The 22,004-nt window shown below is 72.3% G+C and carries 27 protein-coding genes; 11 read left to right on the top strand and 16 right to left on the bottom strand.

Annotated features, from left to right (window positions below; translation table 11 throughout):
* Window positions 1–6: 6 nt before the first annotated feature.
* The 7 genes from ACZ6CL_RS17060 to ACZ6CL_RS17090 form a co-directional block, all read right to left on the bottom strand.
* Entirely contained in the window at window positions 7–1,431 is a 1,425-nt protein-coding gene (locus ACZ6CL_RS17060) for a cytochrome P450 (RefSeq protein ID WP_468936877.1), read from the bottom strand.
* Window positions 1,428–2,051, bottom strand: coding sequence for a GTP-binding protein (locus ACZ6CL_RS17065; protein ID WP_468936879.1), 624 nt, complete (start codon window positions 2,049–2,051; stop codon window positions 1,428–1,430). The genes ACZ6CL_RS17060 and ACZ6CL_RS17065 overlap by 4 nt, the downstream gene beginning before the upstream one ends.
* Window positions 2,032–2,394, bottom strand: a complete 363-nt coding sequence (locus ACZ6CL_RS17070) for a DUF742 domain-containing protein (protein WP_468936881.1) — start codon at window positions 2,392–2,394, stop codon at window positions 2,032–2,034. Before ACZ6CL_RS17070 ends, ACZ6CL_RS17065 begins: the two co-directional genes overlap by 20 nt.
* Window positions 2,391–2,798: a roadblock/LC7 domain-containing protein gene (locus tag ACZ6CL_RS17075; RefSeq protein WP_468936883.1), complete on the bottom strand. Its 408-nt coding sequence runs from the start codon at window positions 2,796–2,798 to the stop codon at window positions 2,391–2,393. The genes ACZ6CL_RS17070 and ACZ6CL_RS17075 overlap by 4 nt, the downstream gene beginning before the upstream one ends.
* A gap of 3 nt (window positions 2,799–2,801) precedes the next feature.
* Window positions 2,802–4,337, bottom strand: coding sequence for a sensor histidine kinase (locus tag ACZ6CL_RS17080; protein ID WP_468936885.1), 1,536 nt, complete (start codon window positions 4,335–4,337; stop codon window positions 2,802–2,804).
* 378 nt (window positions 4,338–4,715) lie between these two features.
* The gene (locus ACZ6CL_RS17085; protein ID WP_468937121.1) at window positions 4,716–6,305 is read right to left on the bottom strand and encodes an alpha/beta hydrolase; all 1,590 of its coding nucleotides are present in this window, start codon (window positions 6,303–6,305) and stop codon (window positions 4,716–4,718) included.
* A gap of 176 nt (window positions 6,306–6,481) precedes the next feature.
* Window positions 6,482–7,066, bottom strand: a complete 585-nt coding sequence (locus ACZ6CL_RS17090; RefSeq protein ID WP_468936887.1) for a TetR/AcrR family transcriptional regulator — start codon at window positions 7,064–7,066, stop codon at window positions 6,482–6,484.
* Between the two features lie 117 nt (window positions 7,067–7,183).
* Here ACZ6CL_RS17090 and ACZ6CL_RS17095 point away from each other — a divergent pair, with 117 nt between their 5' ends.
* Window positions 7,184–7,636, top strand: a complete 453-nt coding sequence (locus ACZ6CL_RS17095) for a tautomerase family protein (RefSeq protein WP_468936889.1) — start codon at window positions 7,184–7,186, stop codon at window positions 7,634–7,636.
* On the top strand, window positions 7,629–8,657 hold the full coding sequence (locus tag ACZ6CL_RS17100; protein WP_468936891.1) for a zinc-dependent alcohol dehydrogenase: 1,029 nt from the start codon (window positions 7,629–7,631) through the stop codon (window positions 8,655–8,657). Before ACZ6CL_RS17095 ends, ACZ6CL_RS17100 begins: the two co-directional genes overlap by 8 nt.
* On the opposite strand, the gene ACZ6CL_RS17105 is transcribed toward ACZ6CL_RS17100, so the two are convergent.
* From ACZ6CL_RS17105 to ACZ6CL_RS17130, 6 genes are all read right to left on the bottom strand, one after another.
* A complete protein-coding gene (locus tag ACZ6CL_RS17105) occupies window positions 8,608–9,417 on the bottom strand; it encodes an urease accessory protein UreD (RefSeq protein ID WP_468936893.1) in 810 nt (269 codons plus the stop codon). The two genes, ACZ6CL_RS17100 and ACZ6CL_RS17105, sit on opposite strands and share 50 nt — an antisense overlap.
* Entirely contained in the window at window positions 9,414–10,106 is a 693-nt protein-coding gene (gene ureG / locus ACZ6CL_RS17110; RefSeq protein ID WP_468936895.1) for an urease accessory protein UreG, read from the bottom strand. The genes ACZ6CL_RS17105 and ureG overlap by 4 nt, the downstream gene beginning before the upstream one ends.
* A 24-nt stretch (window positions 10,107–10,130) precedes the next feature.
* On the bottom strand, window positions 10,131–10,847 hold the full coding sequence (locus tag ACZ6CL_RS17115) for an urease accessory protein UreF (RefSeq protein WP_468936897.1): 717 nt from the start codon (window positions 10,845–10,847) through the stop codon (window positions 10,131–10,133).
* Between the two features lie 254 nt (window positions 10,848–11,101).
* Window positions 11,102–12,823 carry an urease subunit alpha gene (locus tag ACZ6CL_RS17120; RefSeq protein WP_468936899.1) on the bottom strand — a complete coding sequence of 574 codons (1,722 nt, stop codon included), beginning with the start codon at window positions 12,821–12,823 and terminating at the stop codon, window positions 11,102–11,104.
* A complete protein-coding gene (locus tag ACZ6CL_RS17125) occupies window positions 12,820–13,125 on the bottom strand; it encodes an urease subunit beta (protein ID WP_468936901.1) in 306 nt (101 codons plus the stop codon). The genes ACZ6CL_RS17120 and ACZ6CL_RS17125 overlap by 4 nt, the downstream gene beginning before the upstream one ends.
* Window positions 13,126–13,141: 16 nt before the next feature.
* Window positions 13,142–13,444 carry an urease subunit gamma gene (locus ACZ6CL_RS17130; RefSeq protein WP_468936903.1) on the bottom strand — a complete coding sequence of 101 codons (303 nt, stop codon included), beginning with the start codon at window positions 13,442–13,444 and terminating at the stop codon, window positions 13,142–13,144.
* A 179-nt stretch (window positions 13,445–13,623) separates the two neighbouring features.
* Between ACZ6CL_RS17130 and ACZ6CL_RS17135 the strand changes: the two genes are divergently transcribed.
* A complete protein-coding gene (locus ACZ6CL_RS17135) occupies window positions 13,624–14,577 on the top strand; it encodes a M28 family metallopeptidase (protein ID WP_468936905.1) in 954 nt (317 codons plus the stop codon).
* Window positions 14,578–14,599: 22 nt separating this feature from the next.
* Here ACZ6CL_RS17135 and ACZ6CL_RS17140 read toward each other — a convergent pair whose 3' ends face one another.
* Window positions 14,600–14,899, bottom strand: coding sequence for a type II toxin-antitoxin system Phd/YefM family antitoxin (locus ACZ6CL_RS17140; RefSeq protein WP_468936907.1), 300 nt, complete (start codon window positions 14,897–14,899; stop codon window positions 14,600–14,602).
* 67 nt (window positions 14,900–14,966) lie between these two features.
* Here ACZ6CL_RS17140 and ACZ6CL_RS17145 point away from each other — a divergent pair, with 67 nt between their 5' ends.
* The 6 genes from ACZ6CL_RS17145 to ACZ6CL_RS17170 all read left to right on the top strand — a co-directional run bounded on the left by ACZ6CL_RS17145 (window position 14,967) and on the right by ACZ6CL_RS17170 (window position 18,811).
* Window positions 14,967–15,602 (top strand): ATP-dependent Clp protease proteolytic subunit, encoded by a 636-nt coding sequence (locus ACZ6CL_RS17145; RefSeq protein ID WP_468936909.1) that lies wholly within the window; start codon window positions 14,967–14,969, stop codon window positions 15,600–15,602.
* A gap of 8 nt (window positions 15,603–15,610) precedes the next feature.
* Window positions 15,611–15,919 carry a hypothetical protein gene (locus tag ACZ6CL_RS17150; protein ID WP_468936911.1) on the top strand — a complete coding sequence of 103 codons (309 nt, stop codon included), beginning with the start codon at window positions 15,611–15,613 and terminating at the stop codon, window positions 15,917–15,919.
* 268 nt (window positions 15,920–16,187) lie between these two features.
* A complete protein-coding gene (locus tag ACZ6CL_RS17155; protein ID WP_468936913.1) occupies window positions 16,188–16,661 on the top strand; it encodes a C40 family peptidase in 474 nt (157 codons plus the stop codon).
* 85 nt (window positions 16,662–16,746) lie between these two features.
* Window positions 16,747–16,968, top strand: a complete 222-nt coding sequence (locus ACZ6CL_RS17160) for a VOC family protein (RefSeq protein WP_468936915.1) — start codon at window positions 16,747–16,749, stop codon at window positions 16,966–16,968.
* A 73-nt stretch (window positions 16,969–17,041) separates the two neighbouring features.
* Complete coding sequence (locus ACZ6CL_RS17165; RefSeq protein WP_468936917.1) at window positions 17,042–18,247, top strand: nucleotidyl cyclase domain-containing protein; 1,206 nt, start codon at window positions 17,042–17,044, stop codon at window positions 18,245–18,247.
* Between the two features lie 24 nt (window positions 18,248–18,271).
* Window positions 18,272–18,811, top strand: a complete 540-nt coding sequence (locus ACZ6CL_RS17170) for a DUF6328 family protein (RefSeq protein WP_468937122.1) — start codon at window positions 18,272–18,274, stop codon at window positions 18,809–18,811.
* On the opposite strand, the gene ACZ6CL_RS17175 is transcribed toward ACZ6CL_RS17170, so the two are convergent.
* On the bottom strand, window positions 18,808–19,236 hold the full coding sequence (locus tag ACZ6CL_RS17175; RefSeq protein ID WP_468936919.1) for an ATP-binding protein: 429 nt from the start codon (window positions 19,234–19,236) through the stop codon (window positions 18,808–18,810). The genes ACZ6CL_RS17170 and ACZ6CL_RS17175 overlap by 4 nt on opposite strands.
* Before the next feature lie 278 nt (window positions 19,237–19,514).
* Here ACZ6CL_RS17175 and ACZ6CL_RS17180 point away from each other — a divergent pair, with 278 nt between their 5' ends.
* The gene (locus ACZ6CL_RS17180; RefSeq protein ID WP_468936921.1) at window positions 19,515–20,387 is read left to right on the top strand and encodes a helix-turn-helix domain-containing protein; all 873 of its coding nucleotides are present in this window, start codon (window positions 19,515–19,517) and stop codon (window positions 20,385–20,387) included.
* 9 nt (window positions 20,388–20,396) lie between these two features.
* Entirely contained in the window at window positions 20,397–20,630 is a 234-nt protein-coding gene (locus tag ACZ6CL_RS17185; protein ID WP_468936923.1) for a DUF397 domain-containing protein, read from the top strand.
* Window positions 20,631–20,663: 33 nt separating this feature from the next.
* On the opposite strand, the gene ACZ6CL_RS17190 is transcribed toward ACZ6CL_RS17185, so the two are convergent.
* Window positions 20,664–21,833, bottom strand: coding sequence for an 8-amino-7-oxononanoate synthase (locus ACZ6CL_RS17190; RefSeq protein ID WP_468936925.1), 1,170 nt, complete (start codon window positions 21,831–21,833; stop codon window positions 20,664–20,666).
* Window positions 21,834–22,004: the final 171 nt, after the last annotated feature.

Consider the following 22,004-nt stretch of genomic DNA (forward strand, 5'->3'; position numbering starts at 1 on the left):
TTGCCGTCACACGGGGGTACCGCGCAGCCACCGCCACAGGGACGTCCACCACGGAACACGGGCGGGCGGCGACGCGGTACCGGTGGCGCCGTCCGCGGGTAAGGCCTCCTCCTCGCCCGCGGGCCGTCGGCGCATGGGGCGCAGCTTGGGCGCGAGCAGCATGCCGGAGGTGTCCACCGGATCGGTCTCGGGCCTGCGCGGCATGAACGCGGCCGGCAGCGCGACCAGATGGCGGGAGATCCACGACGCCACCCAGGACAGCTCGGTTTCCGGCACGTCCAGACGGAGGTCGGGCAGGCGCAGCAGCAGGGTGTCGATGGCGGTGTCCGCGATGGCGCGGCCGATGTCCTGGCCGGGGCATTCGTGCGGGCCGCCGCTGAACGACAGATGTGAGCGGTTGCCGTACATGGGCGCGCCGAGGTCGGGGCGGATCGCGGGATCGACGTTCCCGGCGGCGAGGCCGAGCAGCAGCATGTCCCCGGCCTTGATCTGCCGTCCGCCCAGTTCGGTGTCGCCGGTGGCCCAGCGGCCGGGGATCACGGTGAGCGGCGGTTCGTTCCACAGCACGTGCTCGATGGCGTCCGGCAGGGTCATGTGGCCGCCCGCCAGGGAGGCGCGGAAGCGCGGGTCGGTGAGGACCATGCGCAGCGTGTTGGCCATGAGGTTGGTGGTGGTCTCGTTGCCGGTGAGCAGCACGAGCCGCAGATGCTGGACGACCTCCTCCTCGGTGAGTCGGGAGGGGTGGCTCAGCAGCCAGGACGCGAGGTCGCTGCCGGGGTCGGCGCGCTTGCGCTCGACGAGCTGGCGGAGGGTGTCGGTGACGTACTGGTCGCTGCGCAGGGCCGTGTCGGAGCCCTTCATCAGGTCGCGGGTGGCCGCGACCAGCCGTGGGCCGTATTCATCGGGCATGCCGAGCAGCTGGGTGAGGACGAGCATGGGCAGCCGCTGGGCGAATCCGGTGACCAGTTCGGCCTGTCCGTCGGCGCAGAAGTCGTTGACCAGCTGATGGGTGAAGCGGGTGATGTGGCGGCGGATTCCGCGGCGGTCGACGCGGTTCATGCTGTCGGTGAGCGCGGCGCGCAGCCGTTCGTGCTCGTCACCGTCGGCGAAGGTGCACATGGGCTGCCAGCCGACCACGGGGAGCAGCGGCGAGTCGTCCGGGATCCGGCCCTCGGCCCAGGCGCTCCAGTACCGGGAGTCGCGGGAGAAGCGGGAGGGGGTGCGGGCGACCTCCAGGTTCTCGCGGTAGCCCAGCAGCAGCCAGGCCGGTACGTCGCCGCCGAGCCGCACCGGGGCCACCGGTCCGTGTTCGGCGCGCAGCCGCTCGTACAGGCCCATCGGGTCCTTCTCGTTCTCGGATCCGAAGAGGTCCACCACACCGGCGAGCGGGCTCCGGGCGCGGGCGGGGCACTGATCGGGAGGAGGGGTCACGGTGTCTCCGGGGTCACGGTGGTGAGGTGTCGCAGATAGCGCACGAGGCTGAGGAGGGTGTCGCGGCTGGAGGCGCGGTCGCGGGCGTCGCAGTCGATGATGGGCACGGTGTCGGGCAGGTCCAGGGCCGCGCGCAGCCGTTCGACGGGGTGGACGGGCGCCCCGGGGAAGGCGTTGATGGCGACGACGAAGGGGACGCCGCGTTCCTCCAGTCGGCCCAGGACGTCGAAGCTGACCTCCAGGCGGCGGGTGTCGATGAGGACCACGGCCCCGAGCGCGCCCTCGAAGAGGCCGTTCCACAGGAACCAGAAGCGCTCCTGGCCGGGGGTGCCGAAGAGGTAGAGCACCAGCCGTTCGTTGAGGCTGATCCGGCCGAAGTCCATGGCCACGGTGGTCTCGGTCTTGCGCTCCACCCCGGCGATGTCGTCGACGCCGACCCCGGCCTGGGTCATCGTCTCCTCGGTGGTCAGCGGGCGGATCTCGCTCACCGAGCCGACCATGGTGGTCTTGCCGACCCCGAATCCGCCGACGATCACGATCTTGACGGCTGCCGTGGCGGAGGCCGGGAGGGTGTCCTCGCTGCGGGGTCCGGCGATCGTCTCAGAGGTTCTGTAGTCCATGCATCACCGCTTGGAGGAGTTCGGTGTCGGGCAGCACGGCGGCCGGGACCGGGGACCTGGCCTCCACCTGGTGGTGGGCGAGCAGGTCCGCGAGGAGTACGGTCACGGTGCTGACGGGCAGGGTCAGGTACGCGGAGATCTCGGCCACGGAGAGCGGGAAGTGGCACATCCTCAGCACGGCGGCGGCCTCGGGCAGCATGCCGGGCTCGGGTTCGGTCCGGGCCACGATCAGGCTGACCAGTTCGATGGTGTCCGCCCGCGCGGACCGGCCGGGGGCGCCGCCGTCGACCATGTACAGCCGTTCGGGGCCGCCTTCGTCGGCACCCTTTCCGGTCCGGCTCATGTCACGCGTCCGTCGGACCGTGGCGGGCTGCTGAGATGTTCGCCGAGCCGGGCGACCAGGTCTCTCATGCACTGGCCCATCAGCCCGGCGTCCACGCCGTCCTCGGCGAGCACCGCGAGGTAGGAGCTGGTGCCGGCCGCCATCAGATAGAAGAAGCCGCCGTCGACCTCGATGACCACCAGCCGCATCCGCCCGTCGCCGGTGGGGAATTCGGCGGCGATCGCCGTCGACAGGCTCTGCAGCCCCGCGCAGGCGGCGGCCAGCCGGTCGGCGGTGTCCCCGTCCGTACCGACCTGGGCCATGCACAGGCCGTCCGAGGACAGCAGGACCACGTGGCGGGTCTGCGGAACGCTCTTGGCGAGGTCCCGGAGCATCCAGTCCATGTTGAACCGCGCTTGCGTCACTTGCTACTCACCCTTATCCGAGGCGTTGTCCCAGGCGTGCGACGTGTCCGATGGCTCTTCGCCGTACGTGTGGCCGGAGGTGTCCACCGGATCCGCCTCGCCGGAGACGGCCTTGGTGAACGCGGCCAGCCACATGCCCGGCTGTACGGGCGGCTCGGCCGGGGCCGGGGGGCCCGCCGGGGCGGGCTCCGGGTCGGCCTGGATCCGGATGGGCGGGGTCACGGTCGGCATCCGGCGGCGGCGCTGGGGCAGTCCGGCGGTGTTGTGGCGGATCCCGTTGTGGTCGTGGGCGACCGGGCCGGTGGCGTCGGCGGGGAACGGCGGATAGGGCGCGGCGCGCTTGATGGGCTTGGGCGGCGGCAGCTTCTGGGCCCGGGCGATGGCGCCGCCGGGGGCGGGGGTGGGGCAGATGACGTCCTGCGGGACGACGAGGACCGCGCGGACGCCGCCGTACGCGGAGGGCCGCAGCGAGACCTGGAACCGGTACTTCACGGCGAGGCGGCCGACCACGGCCAGGCCCAGCCGGGGTGTCTCGCCGAGGTCGTCGAGGTCGAAGCCGGTACCCGCCTGGTCCAGCACGTACTCGGTCCGCCTGCGGCTCTCCTCCGACAGGCCGACCCCGGCGTCCTCGATCTCGACCGCGACCCCGGACTGGACCTCGACGGCGGTCAGATGCACCCGGGTCTTGGGCGGGGAGTAGCGCGTGGCGTTGTCCAGCAGTTCGGCCAGGGCGTGGATCAGCGGCTCCACGGACGGGCCGACGATGCCGACGTCGGCCACCGAGTGCAGGTCAACCCGCCGGTATTCGAGGATGCGGGACATGGCGCCGCGCAGCACGTTGTACAGCGGCACCGGGTTGCGCCACTGGCGGCCCGGGCGGGAGCCGCCCAGCACGGAGATGCTGTCGGCGAGGCGGCCGATCAGGGCGTTGCCGTGGTCGAGGTGGAGCAGATCGTGGAAGACCTCGGGTGCGGCCCCGTGCTTGTCCTCCATGTCCCGCATGTCCATGGCCTGTTGATGGACGATGGCCTGCACCCGGCGGGCGATGTTGACGAACGCCCGCCCGGCCGCGTCCCGCAGGTCCTCCTCGGCCCGCACGATCTCCAGCACCGACCGCAGGACGGCCAGGTGCGCGGACTCGAAGTCCGGGTCGAGGACGGGCGAGGGCTCGACGCTCTTCATCACGGCGTCGACCTCGGCCCCGCGCTGCAGCCGGGCCACGGCCGCGGGCAGCACCTCCTGGGCCAGCCGCCGGGTCTCCGTCTCCTGGTGGGCCAGGCGCCGCTGGTACGCGGCGTCCTGTTCGGCGAGCCGTGCGCGCAGCCTGCCGATCAGGCGGCCGCGGCGGGCAGCCTCGGCCGCCGCCAGGGCCACCGCGAGCGTCGCCGCCGCGCCGCACGCGGCGACCGTGGCCCGCGCCCCGGCGGACACCACGGTCACGGCGAGCGCCGCGCAGGCCGCCATCGCGGCGGGAGGGATGAGCCATACGAGCACGGAGGCGGGCCGTCGGCCTCCAGGTGACGCGCCGGCGAAAACCATCGGCTTCCTTAAAAGCAGCGGGAGAAAATACGTGCGAAGAACTCGCTATGGGCCCTGGAGCATAGCGGTTATGACACATCCCGAAATGACGATGATTTTTTCTTGGTAACAAATTCAGAGAGCGAATTCCGTGAGCGTAAAAAAGCGATCGCATTCGCTCACACCTCTGGGGCATTCGAAACCCCACACCACCAATATGCGGCGCATACTCGGTGATTACGGACATCGTGCGCCGACTCGCCGAACCCTGTGGTGAGTTGTACAGTCAGCAGTTTTCCCGGACATACGAACGGCGGCCGCCCCGGGTGGGGCGGCCGCCGCAGAGACCCGCTTCCGTACGCGCCGACTCGTACGGAAGCGGGCCCGGCCGAGGGTTACTTACTCGACGGCCCCGGCGGCCTTCGCGGCCGTGCCGGTCTTCGCGGGCTTCGGCGTGGCGTGCGGAGCGCACGTCACGTCCTTGGCGTCCACCGTGCCCTTGAGCAGGTAGGCGTCCACCCGGTCGTTGATACAGGCGTTGACCAGCCCGGTGACACCGTGCGAACCGGCGTCCTTCTCCGTGATCAGACGCGAACCCTTGAGCCGCTTGTGCAGCTCGACCGCGCCCTCGTACGGGGTCGCGGCGTCACGGGTGCTCTGCACGATGAGCGTCTTCGGCAGCCCCTTGCCCGCGCCGACCTCCAGCGGGGTGTGCTGCTTCGACGGCCAGGTGGCGCACGGCAGGTTCATCCAGGCGTTGGACCAGGTCAGGAAGGGGTAGTCACGGTGCAGCCGGGTGTTGTCCCGGTCCCACTTCCGCCAGCTGGTCGGCCACTTGGCGTCGGCGCACTCCACGGCGGTGTACACCGCGTTGCCGTTCTCCGAGGCGATGTTGCCCGCGGTGTCGGACAGGTCCGGGCCCGCGGCCTCGACGAGCGCCTTCTCGTCACCGGCCAGGTAGTCGCTCCACACCTGGGCGACCGTGGCCCACGACGAGTCGTAGTACGGCGCGCTCTGGAAGAAACCGAGCAGCTCGGCCGGGCCGACGACCCCGCCGATCGGGTTCTTCTTGGCGGTCGCGCGCAGCTTCTCCCACTGCGCCTGGACCTCTCCCGGGGTGTCACCGATGTGGTAGGCCGCGTCGTTCTTGGCGACCCACGCCTTCCAGTCGTCCCAGCGCATTTCGAACGCGACGTCCTGGTCCAGGTTGGCCTGGTACCAGATCTTCTCCCGCGAGGGGTTGACCACGGAGTCCACGATCAGGCGGCGCACATGGTCCGGGAAGAGCGTCGCGTAGACGCCGCCGATGTACGTCCCGTAGGACACGCCCAGGTAGTTGAGCTTCTTGTCGCCGAGCGCGGCCCGGATGACGTCGATGTCCCGGGCGGTGTTGGGCGTCGTCATGTGCGGCAGCATCCAGCCGCTGCGCTCCTCGCACCCATCGGCGTACTCCGCGGCGAGCTTGCGCTGTGCGCGCTTGTCCGCCTCGCTGTCGGGCACCGGGTCCATCTTGGGTGCCTTGACGTACTCCTGCGGGTCGGCACAGGAGATGGCGGCCGAGTGGCCGACCCCGCGCGGGTCGAAGCCCACGAAGTCGTACGCCTTCGCGGTCTTCGTCCACAGCGGGTTCTTGTTGGTGACCCGGGTCGGGAACTTCAGCCCGGAGCCGCCCGGTCCGCCCGGGTTGTAGATCAGCGAGCCCTGCCGCTCCGAGGCGGTCCCGGTGCTGCGGGCGCGGTCCACCGCGATCTTGATGGTGCGTCCGTTCGGCTTGGCGTAGTCGAGCGGAACGGTCACGTAGCCGCACTGGACGGGCTTGGCCAGGTTCCAGTCGGCCGGACAGTCCGTCCAGTCGATGCCCGTCTTCGCGGCCCGGGCCGCGGCGACCGCCGCCCCGCGGGCCTCGGCGGCGCCCCCCGGCGTCCGCGTGGGCTCCGATGCCCCCGCCGTGGGGGCGGCCAGCGCACCGGTTATCAGCGCACCGGTCATCACGCCGCCAGCCACGCCGAAGAGTGCTGTTCGTCTCACGTAGTAATCCCCCTGCTTGGTCGCGCCGCCCGTGCGGCGATGATCACAGAGTGTCAGGAGGATCCTCGCGCCTCGCTTACCGCTGAGTACAGGGCAAACCACCGTTTCTTTATCAACACGTCACCTTCACAGCCCACTCAGCCTTCGATCGCGGCGGCGATGAGGGCCTGAAGCTGCTCGGCGGTGTGGTCGAGAGGCCGAACGCTGCGCTTGGCGCGGCACATGGCCACGGTTCCCTCGACGGCCGCGACGACGAGCGTCGCGAGCTGCTCCGCCTGCCCGGGCGCGGCGCCGTGCTCCCGCAGGGAGGCGGCGAGCAGCTCCTCCCAGTCCTCGAAGACGGCCGCGGCGGCGGCCAGGGCGGGCGGGGCCTCGCCGGGCGGGGGTTCCTCGATGGAGACGGCCAGGACCGGGCAACCGGCCCGGAAATCGGTGTCGATGACGATCCCGCGCCACAGGGCGAGGAACGCCCGGAGCCCCGCGGCCGGGCCCGCCTCCAGCTCCTCGCGGAGGATGTGGGCGACGGTCTCGCCCGCGTACCGGACGGCCTCGGTGGCCAACTGCTGCTTGCCCTCGGGGAAGTAGTGGTACGTGGAGCCGAGTGGCGCCCGGGCGTGCTTGGCCATCTCGCGGATGCTCGTGGCGTTCAGGCCGCGCCGACTGATCATGTCGGCGGCACCGGCCACGATCCGCTGCCGGGCCTGCGGGCCGCCCTTGGTCATGTTCACTCCACCCTCTGGCTATAACGCTCGTCATAGCCTAGCGTGACCCGCGTTATAACGACTGTCATAACGCGGCGCCGTCGTCGCGTTCGCAAGCACGAGAGCTGAGGAACTGCCATGCCGATGATCCGGCTGACCGCCCCGACCGGTGCCCTCACCGAGGAGGGCCGCGCGGGCATTCAGCGCGATCTCGCCGCCCTGCTGCTGCACTGGGAGGGCGCGCCCGACACGGCCTTCTTCCGCGCCCAGGCGTGGAGTCATCTGATCGAACTGCCCGAGGGGGCCCAGACCACCGCGGAGGACGACGCTCCGCGCTTCCTCGTGGACGTCACCGCGCCCCAGGGCGCCCTGTCCGAGCGCCGCAAGGCCGGTCTGGTCGAGGACGCGACCCAGGCCGTGCTGAAGGCCGCCGGGCTCTCGCCCGACGAGGCGCTGCGGGTATGGGTGCTGATCCACGAGCAGCCGGACGGCACCTGGGGCGCCGGTGGATCGGTCATCCGGTACGCCGATCTGGTCGCCCTCGCCCGCCAGGGCAAGGAGCAGAGCGCGGAGGGGGAGAGCGATGCGTGAACTGACGTACGTCGCACGGCACACCGTCGAGTGGCGCGAGGCCCCCGACCCCCGGCTGGAGTCCGGCCGGGACGCGATCGTCGCACCGGTGGCCGCCACCGCCTGCGACGTGGACTCCGCGATCCTCGCCGGGCACAGCTTCATCGACCCGCCGTTCCCGCTCGGCCACGAATGCGTGGCCCGCGTCGTCGACGCGGGCGACGCGGTGACCGGTGCCGCCCCCGGCGATCTCGTCGTCGTGCCCTGGTCCATCAACTGCGGCGACTGCGACCACTGCCGCGCCGGGCTGACCGCCCACTGCGCGTCGGTCCCGCACATGGCGATGTACGGCGCGCCGATCGGCGGCAGTTGGGGCGGGCTGTTCTCCGATCTGGTGCGGGTACCGTACGCGGACGCCATGCTGGTCCCGCTGCCGCCGGGTCTCGACCCCATCGCCATGGCCTCGGCCAGCGACAACTGGTCCCTCGCGCGGCGCCTGGTAGCCCCGCATCTGGCGGCCCGCCCCGGAGCGCGGGTGCTGGTCGTCGCCCGGGGCAGCATCGGGCTGTACGTGTGCGACATCGCCCGCGCGCTCGGCGCCTCCGACGTGCTGTACGTCGATCCCGACGCGGAGCACCGGAAGCTCGCCGAGAGTTATGGCGCCCGTACCGCTGAGGCGATCGAGCCGATCCGGCACGGCTTCGACATCGCCGTCGAGGCCACCGGCCGTGTCGATCAGCTGACCCTCGCCCTCACCTCGCTCGCTCCCGAGGGCATCTGCGAGAGCGCGGGCAACCACTTCCGGCCCGGCGAACTGCCGCTGCTCGACATGTACCTCACCGGTGTCACCCTGCGCGTCGCCCGGGACAACGTGCGCAGCCATCTGCCCGACGCGCTCGCACTCGCCGGGTCCGGGAAGGTGGCGCCCGAGCGCGTCGTCTCCCATGTCCTGGACTGGGAGCAGTTGCCCGAGGCCCTGCCCGAGAAGCGGCTCAAGCCGGTGTTCGTACGGGACATCGCCCCGGCGTCGGCAGCGAGCTGAGCGCCTCGTCCAGGATCCGGCGCAGCCGGAGCCCATCCGCCGCCACGGCGCTGACCAGGGCGGCGGGACCGGCGAGCGGGGTGATGACGGCCGTGTCGGCGAGCAGCCGGGGCGGCACGGGGTCGCCGCCGAACGCCTGGTCGACGACGAGGAGCTGACCGGCCGCCCGGTGCCCGCCGAGCACCGCGCCGCCGTCCCAGCCGGGCGCGCCGGGACCGTACGACAGCTCCTGGTCCAGCAGCGGGCGCCCCCCGCGGTGCACGGTGAGGCGGCTGGTCAGCCGCCCCGGGGGCTCGCCGGAGCGGCCGAGGATCTGTTCCTCGCGCAGCACCAGGCGGGCGGTCGGGGCGAGTTCGACGGTGGTGGTCATGCGCAGATCGCTGCCGTGTGCGGAGATCAGGGGTTCGGGCAGCCAGTGCAGGGTGGCGCCGTCCGCGACGGTCAGCCGGACCGCGTAGTGAGCGGGCTCGGCGGAGCGGCCGGGCAGCGCGAGCGTGGCGGCCGCCGAGCCGACGCGGAGCCGGGCGCCGGGGCCGACCGTCGCGGTCAGCGCGATGTGGTCGCCGCCGAGCGGGGCGCTCATCGCGCCGACCACGGTGACGCACGCCTCGCCGTCGCCGGACGCCCGGGTCCGCCGCAGGGCGAGCGGCCCGTCCCCGGCCAGCACGGGCAGCGCGGTGCCGCCTCGGCCGTCCGCGGCGGCGTCGAGGCGGGCGGCGGCGCGTACGGCGGTGCCGGTCGCGCCGCCCGTACTGGTCACGCCGGGGCCGCCGTCCAGGCGGCCAGCCGCTCCCGGACCCAGTCGGCGATCGGACGGACGCCGTCCGCCGCGACCAGGGAGGTGAAGGCGACGGGCAGTTCGCCGCGCTGCTCCTTGGCGTCGCGCGCCATGCGCTCCAGGTCGGACCCGACGTACGGGGCGAGGTCCGTCTTGTTGACGACGAGGAGGTCGGCCGTCGTCACGCCCGGGCCGCCCTTGCGCGGGATGTCGTCGCCGCCCGCGACGTCGATGACGAACACCTGCGCGTCGACCAGGCCCTTGGAGAAGGTCGCGGTGAGGTTGTCGCCACCGGACTCGACCAGTACGAGGTCGAGCGGGCCGACGCTCTCCTCCAGGTCCTCGACCGCTTCGAGGTTGGCGGAGATGTCGTCACGGATCGCGGTGTGCGGGCAGGCGCCGGTCTCCACGGCGGTGATGCGCGCCGCGGGCAGCACCGCGGTGCGCAGCAGGAACTCGGCGTCCTCGCGGGTGTAGATGTCGTTGGTGACGACGGCGATCGACCACTCGTCGCGCAGCGCCCGGCACAGGGCGGCGACGGTCGCGGTCTTGCCGGAGCCGACCGGTCCGCCGAGCCCGACGCGCAGCGCCCGGCGGGTGCCGTCGGGGCGGCGGGGGGCGGCGCCGTGGGTGTGGCGCTGCGGGTAGGTCTCGGGGTGGTCGAGGTGCATGGCGGCTCCGGGATGTTCGGGCGATTACGAGGCGAAGAGGCGTACGGGCCAGGTGGCGTGCTGCTCGGCGGCGATGTCGAGCAGCGGCGCCGAGGCGGCGGGCAGCACACCGGGCCCCTCGACGAGGGCCCGGTGCGCCGCCTCGGCGGCGCGGGCGGCGACCTGGTCGATCTCGGGGGCGAGGCGGGCGAGGACGCCGGTTGCGTCGAACGGGTCGAGGCTGAGCAGCCGTACGGCGGCGGACGCCGGTCCCCCGGCCGACTCGTACGCGGCGGCGTACGCGGCGGCCGTGGGATCGAGCCCGGCGGCGCGCGCGGCCAGCCCCTGGACGACGGGCTGGTGGGCGCCGCGCGGACGGGCGGCGGCGAGGGCGTCCAGCTCGGGCGAGGGCCAGGTGGCGCGGGCGGCGCGCATCAGCTGCCGCCCGAGGCGCCGCGCGGTGGCGCGCAGCGCGGGGGCGGGGGTCCGGGCGTCGGCGGCCTCGTCGAGCACGAGCGGATCCACCCCGGCGGCGGCCGCGGCGGCGAGCGCGGCGGCGGTGAGCCCGGCGGTGTGCAGCCGCCCCCGGCAGAACGCCTCCAGACTGCCCGCGTCCCGGACCCGCCCAGCCTTGACGGCGGCCTCGCCCCCACCGGAGTGCGCGTGTCCCCCGGCCGGAAACCGCCCATCGGCGAGGATGAGCAACGCGCCGACGGCCCCACCGAGCGCCGGAGGCGCGCCCCCACTCGGGGCAGCCGCCACGGCCCCGCCGTGCGCCAACGCCGCAGCCCCACCAAGCTCCGCCGACGCGCCCCCAGCCGCGGCCGGGAGCGAAACCCCACCAGGCACCACGGGGGCGGCCCCACCGGGCCCCGGCGCGACCCCGCCAAGAGCGGCGGACGCACCCCCGCCAGGGGTCAACGGCGCGGCACCGCCGGGCGGCATGGCGGGCGAGCCGGAGGTCGGGGCGCCCAGGGGCGGCGGCGTGGGCGCGGTGTCGTTCGTCGTCATCGCGGTCAGAAGAGGAAGTACCGCTGGGCCATGGGGAGTTCCGTGGCGGGGGCCGGGTCGACGGGGTCGCCGTCGATGGTCACCGTGAAGGTGTCCGGGTCGACCTCCACCCGCGGCAGCGCGTCGTTCTCCCGCATGTCCGCCTTGGTCACCCCGCGCGTCCCGCGGATCGGCACGAACCGCTTCCCGAGGCCGAGGCGGTCCGCCAGGCCGTCGTCCAGGGCGGTCCGCGTCACGAAGTTGAGGGAGTTGGCGGCCGGGGCGCGGCCCATCGCGCCGAACATGGGCCGGGGCAGCACCGGTTGCGGGGTGGGGATGGACGCGTTGGCGTCGCCCATCTGCGCGTACGCGATCTGCCCGCCCTTGAGCACCAGGTGCGGCTTGACGCCGAAGAAGGCGGGCTCCCACAGCACCAGGTCGGCCAGCTTCCCCGGCTCCACCGAGCCGATCTCGCCGTCGAGGCCCTGTGCCACCGCCGGGTTGATGGTGTATTTGGCGACGTAGCGCCGCGCCCGCCGGTTGTCCGCGCGCCCGTCCCCCGGCAGGGCGCCCCGGCGCCGCTTCATGACGTGGGCGGTCTGCCAGGTGCGCAGGATGACTTCGCCGATGCGGCCCATGGCCTGGGAGTCGGAGGAGATGATCGAGATGGCGCCGAGGTCGTGCAGGATGTCCTCGGCCGCGATGGTGCCGGGCCGGATGCGGGATTCGGCGAAGGCGAGGTCCTCGGGGACGGCCGGGTTGAGGTGGTGGCAGACCATCAGCATGTCGAGGTGCTCCTCGACCGTGTTGACGGTGTGCGGCCGGGTCGGATTGGTGGAGCTGGGCAGCACGTTCGGCTGGGAGACCACCGTGATGATGTCGGGCGCGTGGCCGCCGCCCGCGCCCTCGGTGTGGTACGCGTGGATGGAGCGTCCGGCGATCGCGGCGAGGGTGTCGGCGACGAACCCGGCCTCGTTGAGGGTGTCGGTGTGGATGGCGAGCTGGGCGCCGCTCTCCTCGCAGACACCGAGGCAGGCGTCGATCGCGGCGGGGGTCGCGCCCCAGTCCTCATGGATCTTGAACCCGAGGGCCCCGCCGCGCAGTTGGGACCACATGCCGTCCCGCGAGACGGTGTTGCCCTTGCCGAGCAGCCCGATGTTGACGGGGTACGCCTCCAGCGCCTCGAACATCCGGGCAAGGTGCCAGGGACCGGGGGTGATGGTGGTCGCCTTGGTGCCCTCGGCGGGCCCGGTGCCGCCGCCGACGAGGGTGGTGATGCCCGAGGACAGCGCCTGGTCGACGAGGGTCGGGGAGATGAAGTGGACGTGGGCGTCGATGGCGCCCGCGGTGAGGATCCTGCCGTTGCCCGCGATGACCTCGGTCTCGGGGCCGATGACGAGATCGGGGTGGACACCGTCCATGGTGTCGGGGTTCCCGGCCTTGCCGAGCCCGGTGATACGGCCGTCCCGCAGCCCGACGTCGGCCTTGATCACGCCCCAGTGGTCGAGCACCACGGCACCGGTGATCACCGTGTCGGGGGCGCCCTCGGCGCGGGTCGTCCGGGCCTGGCCCATGGACTCGCGGATCACCTTGCCGCCGCCGAAGACCGCCTCGTCGCCGGAGCGGCCGGGGCCGCCGCAGCGGTCCTCCTCGATCTCGACCACGAGGTCGGTGTCGGCGAGCCGTATACGATCCCCCGCGGTCGGTCCGAACAGGTCCGCGTACGTGGCGCGGCTCAGCTCCGTCACAGCGCGCCTCCCGTCTCGCCGCGCAGCCCGGGGACGACCCGCGCGCCCGCCAGCGGCACCAGCTCCACCTCGACGGGGAGGCCCGGTTCGAAGCGCACGGCGGTGCCCGCCGCGATGTGCAGCCGGTGGCCGCGGGCCGCGGCGCGGTCGAACGTGAGGCCCGGGTTGGCCTCGGCGAAGTGGTAGTGGGAGCCGACCTGGACCGGCCGGTCGGCCGCGTTGAGCACGGTGAGCCGGATGACCGGCCGCCCCTCGTTGAGCCGTACCGGCTCGTCCGCGTAAAGGATCTCTCCGGGGATCATGGAACGCGGCCTCCCGTCAGACGATCGGCTGGTGGACGGTGACGAGCTTGGTGCCGTCCGGGAAAGTGGCCTCGACCTGGACGTCGTGGATCATCTCGGGGACACCCTCCATGACCTCGTCGCGGGTGAGCACCTTGCGGCCGGAGGCCATCAGTTCGGCGACGGTACGGCCGTCCCTGGCACCCTCCAGGATGTGCACGGTGATCAGCGCGATGGCCTCGGGATGGTTGAGCACCACCCCCCGAGACCGTCTCTTTTCAGCCACGTCAGCAGCCACATGGATCAGCAGGCGCTCCTGCTCGTGCGGCGTCAAATGCACGTCGTCCCACCTCATCCTCACGCACGACTACCGAAGGCTAGTTGGGCGGCGTTTCAGGCTGGTTAACGCGTCGGCAAAGAATCGCTCTTGACGATTACACGTAAAAACGATGATCCTCATGTCCGCATCATGATCCATCAGCTCCGCACAAACCCCCCACATCACTACGGAGCCCAACTGTGCATCGAATAGCGCCATTTCGCCGTGGCACGCTCGCGGCCGGAACCTGCGCCGCCCTCGCCGCCGCCCTGCTGAGCGGGGCCTCCGCGGCCCAGGCCACCACCACCCCCCGCGCCGCCGCACCGGACATCGACGTGAAGGCGGTCAAGGCCGACCTGGACCAGCTCCAGACGATCGCCGACGAGAACGGCGGCAACCGCGCCCACGGACAGCCGGGCTACCGGGCGTCCCTGGACTACATCAAGGGCAAGCTGGACGCGGCCGGATTCAAGACCTCCGTCCAGGAGTTCACCTCGGGCGGCGCCAAGGGCTACAACCTCGTCGCCGACTGGCCGGGCGGCAGCGCCGACCAGGTGCTCATGGCCGGTTCGCACCTCGACTCGGTCGAGGCGGGCCCCGGCATCAACGACAACGGATCGGGCTCCGCCGCGATCCTCGAGGTCGCGCTCGCCGTGGCCAAGGCCGACCTCAAGCCCACCAAGCATCTGCGGTTCGCCTGGTGGGGCGATGAGGAGGACGGCATGGTCGGCTCCACGCACTACGTGGACAGCCTGAAGTCCGACGAGAAGTCGAAGATCGACTCGTATCTGAACTTCGACATGCTCGGCTCGCCCAACCCCGGGTACTTCGTCTACGACGACGACCCGGAGCTGGAGAAGGTCTTCAAGGACTGGTACGCGGCCAAGGACATCGCGACCGAGAAGGAGACCGAGGGCGACGGCCGGTCGGACCACGCCCCGTTCAAGGACGCCGGAGTGCGGGTCGGCGGGCTGTTCACCGGCGCCGAGTCCGCCAAGACCCAGGCGCAGGCGGACCAGTGGGGCGGCGAGGCGGGCGAGCCCTTCGATCCGTGCTACCACTCCGCGTGCGACAAGACGTCCAACGTCGACGACACCGCGCTGGACCGCAACAGCGACGCCATCGCCCACGCGGTGTGGCAGCTCAGCTCCTAAGCCGAACCCTCAAGGACCCGCATCATTCGCGGCCCGGATGCCGATCCCCGGCGTCCGGGCCGCGGTGTTCTGCCGCGATACCGAAGCGCCGCCGTTCGCCGGGAGCGGACGAAGAAGAGCGCGTCACCGACACCGTACTGATCACCTGCTCCTCCGCCTCCGCCTCGATCGCGTCGAGTCGTTGCAGGTCAGCCGAGGACACGAGGGCGACCAGCGGCTTTCCATGCCGGGTGAGGACCACCCGCTCACCGCCGTAGACCACGCGGTTGATCAGCTCCGCCAGCTCCGCCCGGGCTTGCGTCACCGGAATCTCGTACGCCATGCTCCCCATCGTACGGGACGTACATCCTGTACATTTTTTACGGAACCGAGTCCCAGAGGTGACCGCGATGGAACGACCTGCCGCGCGCTATGTCCTGCCCGAGTTCACCGAGCGCACCAGCACCGGCGTGCGCACCATGGACCCCTATTCCAAGCTGCTCTCCGAGCGCATCGTCTTCCTCGGCACGCCCATCGACGACACCGCCGCCAACGATGTGATCGCGCAGCTCATCCACCTCGAACACGCCGGGCCCGACCAGGACATCTCGCTCTACATCAACTCCCCGGGCGGCTCGTTCGGCGCGATGACGGCGATCTACGACACGATGCGCTTCGCCACCTGCGACATCGAGACCATCTGCCTGGGCCAGGCCGCGTCGGCGGCCGCCGTGCTGCTCGCCGCCGGGGCGCCGGGCAAGCGGCTGGCACTGCCGGGTGCGCGGGTGCTCATCCACCAGGCCGCGTTCAGCGAGCCCGTCGAGGGCACCACCTCGGATCTGGCGATCCAGGCCACTGAGCTGCTGCGGACCCAGGCGCTGCTGGAGGAGATGCTGGTGCGGCACACCGGCCAGAGCGCCGAGCGGATCCGCGCGGACATCGAGCGCGACCGGATCTTCGACGCCGCGGCCGCGGTGGCGTACGGGCTGGTGGACGAGATCACCCAGAGCCGTAAGCGTGCGGGTTCGCTGCCCGGGGAGAGGTGAGCGCGCCGATGTTTCCGCCGGAACTGCCCCCGCTGCCCGCGCTGACCCGGGCCGAGGGAGACCTCGTGGACGGCTACCTGGAGGCGGTCGATCTGCTCGGCCGGATCAATCCGGCCCGCGGCCATGACACCTACAGCGGGCTGCGCGCCGCCCAGGCCCTGGTCGGGAAGGCCATCGCGCTACGGGACGCGCTGACGCTGATGCACGAGCGCGGCGAGAGCGAGCTGCACACCGCGACGCTGGCCCGGGCGCTGCGGGTGCTGGACGGGGAGCGGCGCTCCGAGCGGGTGACGCTGCCGACCGTCTCACCACACTGAGCCCGGTCGGCCCGCCCCGGGGCCTGGCGGCGTCACCCGAACGGCGCAGTCCGGATCCCGGCGCGCCGCTGTCCCCGGCTTGCGGCCGCCGTCGCCGATACCGCCGTCGTCGCGGGCCGGGGGCCGGGCCACGGCCCGCCCCGGTCACCCGAACGGCAGAGCCATGACCACCCTCACACGCCGCCCGCTCGGCTCGGAACCGGCGACCGCGGCGGGTGACCATCCCTGGGAACGACCGAAACCCGGTCACCGAAGGGTGGTGTGCGAGATGACCGCGCACATACGGATCCCCAGAATGGTCTCCCGGGCCAGTGCCGTCTCGGCCCTCACCGCCGCCGCCGTCGGCAGCACCGTGGCGGTGCCCGCGCTGCCACAGCAGGCCGACGCGGCGACCGCGGCGGTCAAGGCGCTGCGGATCGCGGCGTCGAAGAAGGGCGCGCCCTATGTGTACGGCGCGGCGGGGCCCCACCGCTTCGACTGCTCGGGGCTCACCCAGTACGCGTACAAGCGGGCCGGGAAGCGGCTGCCACGCACCGCCGCCGCCCAGTACAACCGCACCCGCCACATCAAGACCTCCGCCCGCAAGGGCGGTGACCTGGTCTTCTTCCATTCCGGCGGCAGCGTGTACCACGTCGGCCTCTACGCGGGCAGCGGCCGCGTCTGGCACGCGCCGAAGGCGGGCACGGTGGTGCGCCTGGAGCGGATCTGGACCACGAAGATCTCGTACGGGAAGGTGCGCTGACAGGGGCGGGTGTCAGTGCCCGGGGTGAGGTTGACGGCGGGTCAGGGCAACGGCCCTGGTCCCCCGTCACCACCGGAGGAACCGCATGACGTATCTCAATCCGGTCCGGCACATCTCCTTCGACGCCCACGACCCGTACGCCCTGGCGCTGTTCTGGTCCGAGCTGACCGGCTACGCCATCACGGACGAGGACGCGCCGGGCGACGACCGGCGCACGGACGACGGGATGGGGTGGGTCGTGATGGCCGACCCCGAGGGCAACGAGTTCTGTGTGGAGCGCGGCGCGGTCGAGCGCGGTCTGGTGTGAGCGCCGTCGTGAGGCGTTAGCGTGGGCCGGGGCCGCTGGTTCGGGGAGACCGGCGGCGGGAGGGGGAGCTACGTTGAACGATCAGTTCCAGGCGGACCGGACCTACGACCAGGTGTATCTGGTCTTCGTCGACACCTCCGGCTATTCGACGATCGTCCGCTCGAATCCCAGGGACCGGGCCGCCCACGGCTTCGATCTGCTGCGGGAGCGGATGCGGGCGCGCATCGGCCAGGTCTCCGCGCGGCACCGCTGTGCCCGCAGCGATCTGTGGAACTGGCGCGGGGACGGCGGGTTCTTCGCGATCCACGACGACAGCGAGAGCGTCGCCCGGGATGTCGCGCTGGAGGCGGCCCGGGCGTTCCTCACCCTCGACCTGCGGCATCTGCGGGACGAGTTCGCGCAGGCCGGGGTGGACGGCGAGCTGCATGTGCGGATGGCGGTGCACAAGGGGGCGATCCGGCACACCGGCGAGGGCCGCACCGGCACCATCCACTCCCCCGACATCAATCTGGCCGCGCATCTGGAGAAGGCGACACCGCCGGACTGTCTGGCGGTCTCGGAGGACGTGTACCGCACCGCGGGCCGGTATGCGGAGCTGTTCGCGCACGTCGGCAGCCATGAGGGCAAGGACGTCTATCTGATGGCGGGCGAGGGCGGCCCGGGCGAGGCGGCCAAGGCGTGGCTGGCGGGCCGGGGGCTGGCGGGCGGCACGCCCGTGCACGCCTATCCCGAGCGGCCCAGCTCGCCGGAGAAGGCGCGGCTGCTGGACGCGGCGTCGGCGGAGGTGCTCGACATGGGCACCGCGCTGCGCACCTCGTCGTCCCGGCTGGTCACCACGGAGCGCCCGGCCCGCTACCGCGACGCGGTGCTGGGCCTGCTGCGCCGGGGCGGGGTGTACCGCTGCTATCTGCTGGATCCGTCCTCGGACGCGGCGGCGACCCTGTCGCGGCAGTACCAGGAGGACATGACCCGGAAGATCAAGGATTCGCTGGAGCGGTTCGGCCGGTTCAAGGAGCGGTACGGGGCGGCGGCGGACGGTTTGCGGGTCTACCAGACGGACGAGTTCCCCGGCTTCTCGGCGCTGGCCGTCGATCCGCGCCAGCGGAACGGGCTGATCCTCTATTCCTCGTATCTGATGGGCACGAGCCCGTGCGGGGTGATCGAGCGCGGCGATATGCCGCACTATCTGATCAGCCCGGACGCGGGCCGTACGTACGCGCGCATCCTGGAGCTGACCGAGGCGCGGACGGCTACGGGGCAGGTCGAGCGCGTAGTGTGACCGGTTCCGGTAACCCGGATGCGTATGAAGAACGACGCCCCGAGAACCGTCCGTCGCGAGACCGCGCTGGAGCGTGACGACCGGAACTTCGCCGAGCTGCTGCAGGAGCTGCGGGTCACCCAGACGGGTGTGCAGATCTTGTTCGCCTTCCTGCTGACCCTCGCCTTCACCGACCGCTTCGGATCGCTGGATGCGGTGCAGCGCGGCACCTACGTCTCCACGCTGCTGCTCGCGGTCGTGGCGGCAGCCCTGTTCACGGCCCCGGCGGCGCTGCACCGGGCGCTGTTCCGGAGGGGGGCCAAGCGGCGGGTCGTGGATGTTTCGGGGAAGCTGGCCTCGGCCGGTCTGTGCGTGCTGACGATGGCGTTCACCGGGGCGGTGCTGCTGGTGGTGGACGTGGTGCTGGGGCGCGCCTCGGGGATCGCGGCGGCGGCGGGCACGTTCGCGGTGTGCTGCGGGCTGTGGGGCGTCCTCCCTCGGTGGATCCGCCGCCAGGTGGGCCGCGGCGCACCGGCCGCATCGACCGCACCGGCCGCGCACGCGCCGCACGACGACAAGTCCTAGCGCACCGGCACGGTCCATGGCAGGGCGATCCATACGGTCTTGCCCCCGTCCGGGGTGGGGGTGACGAACACCTCGCCGCCCGATTCGGCGGCCAGAGCGCCGATGATGACCAGGCCCCGCCCGTTGTCCTGGTGGGCGGCGGCGGTCAGCCGCCGCGGGCGGCGCGGATGGCTGTCGGTGACGCCGATCTCCAGCCTCCCCTCGTGGTCGAGCCTTATGTCCAGGGTGAAGGTGGGCGACTGGCCCAGGGTGTGCTGTACGGCGTTGGTGGCGAGCTCGGAGACGATGAGCCGCACGGTGTCCGCGGCCTCCTCGCCTTCCCCGAGTCCCCATTCGGCCAGCACGTTCGCCACGTAGGCGCGGGCCGCGGGGACCGAGGCGGGCGCGCTCGGCAGAGTGACGGATGCTTCCTGGTGGTCTGCCATGACGGCCTGTCCCTTTCCCGCCGGGGAGCGGCTGCGGACGCGTTCGGATGGCGCCGGCGCAGCCTTGGGGTCCGGGTGGGCGGCCCCGGCGGCTTTGACCGTCAGACTGCCACCGATGCTCGCCGTGACGGGGGCGATCCACCGAGTTATGCATATATCTGTCGCCCGAAGCGGTGAACTCTGCTACGGAAGACCGGATTTGCCGGGCAGACTGGGCCACGGTCACGACACGGCATGACAGGGCGGGACAGCGGACCGGCAAGCGGGAGGGAATTCGGATGCGGTACGGCCCGGCGGTACGCCGCCGCAAGCTCGGCGCGGAACTGCGCCGCCAGCGCGATCTGGCGGGACTCACCAGCGGCGAGGCCGCGCGGCGGCTGGACTGGCACCAGTCGAAGGTGAGCCGGATCGAGACCGGGCGCAGCGGGGCGAAGCCCGGGGACGTGGCACGGCTGCTGGAGGTGTACGGGGTCACCGACCCGCAGCTGCGGGCGCTGCTGGAGGCGCTGTGCGGCGGCGGCCCCTCGGACCCGGAGGGGTCGCGGCGCGGCTGGTGGTACGCGTACCGCGATCTGCTGCCGCCCGCCTACCGGGACTTCATCAGCCTGGAGGCGGAGGCGTCGGACGCGTACACGCTGGAGACCACGGTGGTGCCGGGGCTGCTGCAGACCGCGGACTACGCGCGGACGGTGACCCGGGCGGCGCTGCCGGACCTGCCGGAGGACCAGCTGAACACGCTGGTCGAGGTGCGGATCGCACGCCAGTCCGTGCTGCGCGAGGGCCGCCGCCCGCTGCGGCTGCACGCGGTGCTCGACGAGGCGGTGTTACGGCGCGGAGTGGGCGACGCCGAGGTGATGCGGGCTCAGCTGCGGCAACTGGCGGAGCTGGCCGCGTTACCCCAGGTGCGGCTGCAGGTACTGCCGTTCTCCGCGGGAATGCCCATCGGTATTACCGGTCCTTTCATTATCTTCTCTTTTCCACACATTACTGACCTTGACGTGGTAGTTCTCGACCATTTGACGAGTAGCCTCTATCTGGAGCGGAAAGAAGACCTCCGGGCGTACAGCAGCGCATTCGATGTGTTGCGGACCAACGCCCTGACACCAGAGGATTCCTTGTCCTTCATCAAAGAAATCGGGGGCGGCGCCTGAGGGGGCACCATGTCCGATCTGTCCGCCAAGTCCGTCGTCTGGCTGCGCAGCAGCTATAGCGTCGGAATGAACAACTGCGTCGAAACGGCCCGGCTGACTCCGGGCCTGCTCGCCGTGCGGGACTCGAAGAACACCGCGGGACCCGCTCTGCTGTTCCCCCCGTCCGCCTGGGCCTCGTTCGTCGGGGATCTGTGCGACGGCGATCTCGGTGACCCCGGCTCCGGGGGTGCCTCCCGGCCGTAGCCGGGAGTCTCCACACCGCCGGACACCGATCCGTCAGGCGGCCGGTGCGGTCCCCACGATCACGTCGGCCGCCTTCTCCACCTGCTGATCCGTCAGATCCGCGCGAGCGGTGAGCCGTACCCGGGAGATGCCGTCGGGGACGGACGGGGGACGGAAGCAGCCCACCACCAGACCGGCCGCACGGCAGTCCGCGGCCCAGCGCACCGCCTGCTCCGGGGACGGCGCGCGCACCGACACCACCGAGGCGTCGGGCCGCGCCGCCCTCAGCCCGGCACCGGTCAGCCGCGCGTGCAGCCGCGCCGCGACCGTACGGGCCCGGGCGGCGCGCTCCGGCTCCCCGCGCAGCAGCCGCAGGGCCGCCAGGGCGGCGCCCACGGCGGCCGGGTTGAGGCCGGTGTCGAAGATGAACGTGCGCGCGGTGTTCACCAGGTGCTCGATCACCCGGGCGGGCCCCAGCACCGCCCCGCCCTGGCTGCCCAGCGACTTCGACAGCGTGACCGTGACCACCACGTCCGGCGCGCCCGCGAGCCCGGCGGCGTACGGGGCGCCGCGCCCGCCGTCGCCCACCACCCCCAGGCCGTGCGCGTCGTCCACGACGAGCGCCGCACCGTGCGCCCGGCAGGCGGCGGCGAGCCCGGTCAGCGGCGCCACGTCGCCGTCCACCGAGAAGACGGAGTCGGAAACGGCCAGCGCGCGGCGGTCCGGGTCCTCCTTCCGGGCCCCGTCGAGGACCTTGGCGGCGGCGCCGGGGTCGGCGTGCGGGGCGACGGCGACCTCGGCGCGGGAGAGCCGGCAGCCGTCGATGAGCGAGGCGTGGTTGCCCGCGTCGGACACGATGAGCGCGCCCCGGCCGCTCAGCGCCGAGACCGCGGCCAGGTTGGCGGCGTACCCGGACGAGAACACCAGCGCCGCCTCGAAGCCGCAGAACGCGGCCAGCTCCTCCTCCAGCGCCGCGTGCAGCTCCGTGGAACCGGTGACCAGCCGGGACCCGGTCGAACCGGCGCCCCAGCGGTGCGCCGCCTCCGCCGCGGCGGCCGTCACCTCGGGGTGCCGGGACAGGCCCAGATAGTCGTTGCTCGCCAGGTCCAGCAGCGGCGAGTCGGCGGGCCGGGGGCGGAGCACGCGCCGCAGCCCGGCTCGGCCGCGCTGCTCCCGCCCCGCGTCGATCCACGCGAACGGGTCGTCCTGGCGGTCCTGGGGCATCGGCTTTCTCGCCTTCCTTCGGGCACGGGCGGGTACGGGCGGGCTCGGGCCGGGCACCGGCCGGGCGGGTACCGGGCACCGACTGTGGGGTCCGGATAGAAGGTAGTCGTGCCCACGCGTGGGCAGGGTGTGGCAATACACACACCCCGAACGCCGCGTCTTGTACGGTCC

This window comes from Streptomyces sp. NPDC041200 (genome assembly GCF_055591805.1).

Coding starts and splice junctions, on each gene's coding strand:
- ACZ6CL_RS17065 (WP_468936879.1), bottom strand. CDS start 2,051: ATGGACTACAGAACCTCTGAGACGATCGCCGGACCCCGCAGCGAGGAC.
- ACZ6CL_RS17070 (WP_468936881.1), bottom strand. CDS start 2,394: ATGAGCCGGACCGGAAAGGGTGCCGACGAAGGCGGCCCCGAACGGCTG.
- ACZ6CL_RS17080 (WP_468936885.1), bottom strand. CDS start 4,337: ATGGTTTTCGCCGGCGCGTCACCTGGAGGCCGACGGCCCGCCTCCGTG.
- ACZ6CL_RS17085 (WP_468937121.1), bottom strand. CDS start 6,305: ATGACCGGTGCGCTGATAACCGGTGCGCTGGCCGCCCCCACGGCGGGG.
- ACZ6CL_RS17090 (WP_468936887.1), bottom strand. CDS start 7,066: ATGACCAAGGGCGGCCCGCAGGCCCGGCAGCGGATCGTGGCCGGTGCC.
- ACZ6CL_RS17095 (WP_468936889.1), top strand. CDS start 7,184: ATGCCGATGATCCGGCTGACCGCCCCGACCGGTGCCCTCACCGAGGAG.
- ACZ6CL_RS17100 (WP_468936891.1), top strand. CDS start 7,629: ATGCGTGAACTGACGTACGTCGCACGGCACACCGTCGAGTGGCGCGAG.
- ureG (WP_468936895.1), bottom strand. CDS start 10,106: ATGCACCTCGACCACCCCGAGACCTACCCGCAGCGCCACACCCACGGC.
- ACZ6CL_RS17125 (WP_468936901.1), bottom strand. CDS start 13,125: ATGATCCCCGGAGAGATCCTTTACGCGGACGAGCCGGTACGGCTCAAC.
- ACZ6CL_RS17140 (WP_468936907.1), bottom strand. CDS start 14,899: ATGGCGTACGAGATTCCGGTGACGCAAGCCCGGGCGGAGCTGGCGGAG.
- ACZ6CL_RS17145 (WP_468936909.1), top strand. CDS start 14,967: ATGGAACGACCTGCCGCGCGCTATGTCCTGCCCGAGTTCACCGAGCGC.
- ACZ6CL_RS17150 (WP_468936911.1), top strand. CDS start 15,611: ATGTTTCCGCCGGAACTGCCCCCGCTGCCCGCGCTGACCCGGGCCGAG.
- ACZ6CL_RS17155 (WP_468936913.1), top strand. CDS start 16,188: ATGACCGCGCACATACGGATCCCCAGAATGGTCTCCCGGGCCAGTGCC.
- ACZ6CL_RS17160 (WP_468936915.1), top strand. CDS start 16,747: ATGACGTATCTCAATCCGGTCCGGCACATCTCCTTCGACGCCCACGAC.
- ACZ6CL_RS17170 (WP_468937122.1), top strand. CDS start 18,272: ATGAAGAACGACGCCCCGAGAACCGTCCGTCGCGAGACCGCGCTGGAG.
- ACZ6CL_RS17175 (WP_468936919.1), bottom strand. CDS start 19,236: ATGGCAGACCACCAGGAAGCATCCGTCACTCTGCCGAGCGCGCCCGCC.
- ACZ6CL_RS17180 (WP_468936921.1), top strand. CDS start 19,515: ATGCGGTACGGCCCGGCGGTACGCCGCCGCAAGCTCGGCGCGGAACTG.
- ACZ6CL_RS17185 (WP_468936923.1), top strand. CDS start 20,397: ATGTCCGATCTGTCCGCCAAGTCCGTCGTCTGGCTGCGCAGCAGCTAT.
- ACZ6CL_RS17190 (WP_468936925.1), bottom strand. CDS start 21,833: ATGCCCCAGGACCGCCAGGACGACCCGTTCGCGTGGATCGACGCGGGG.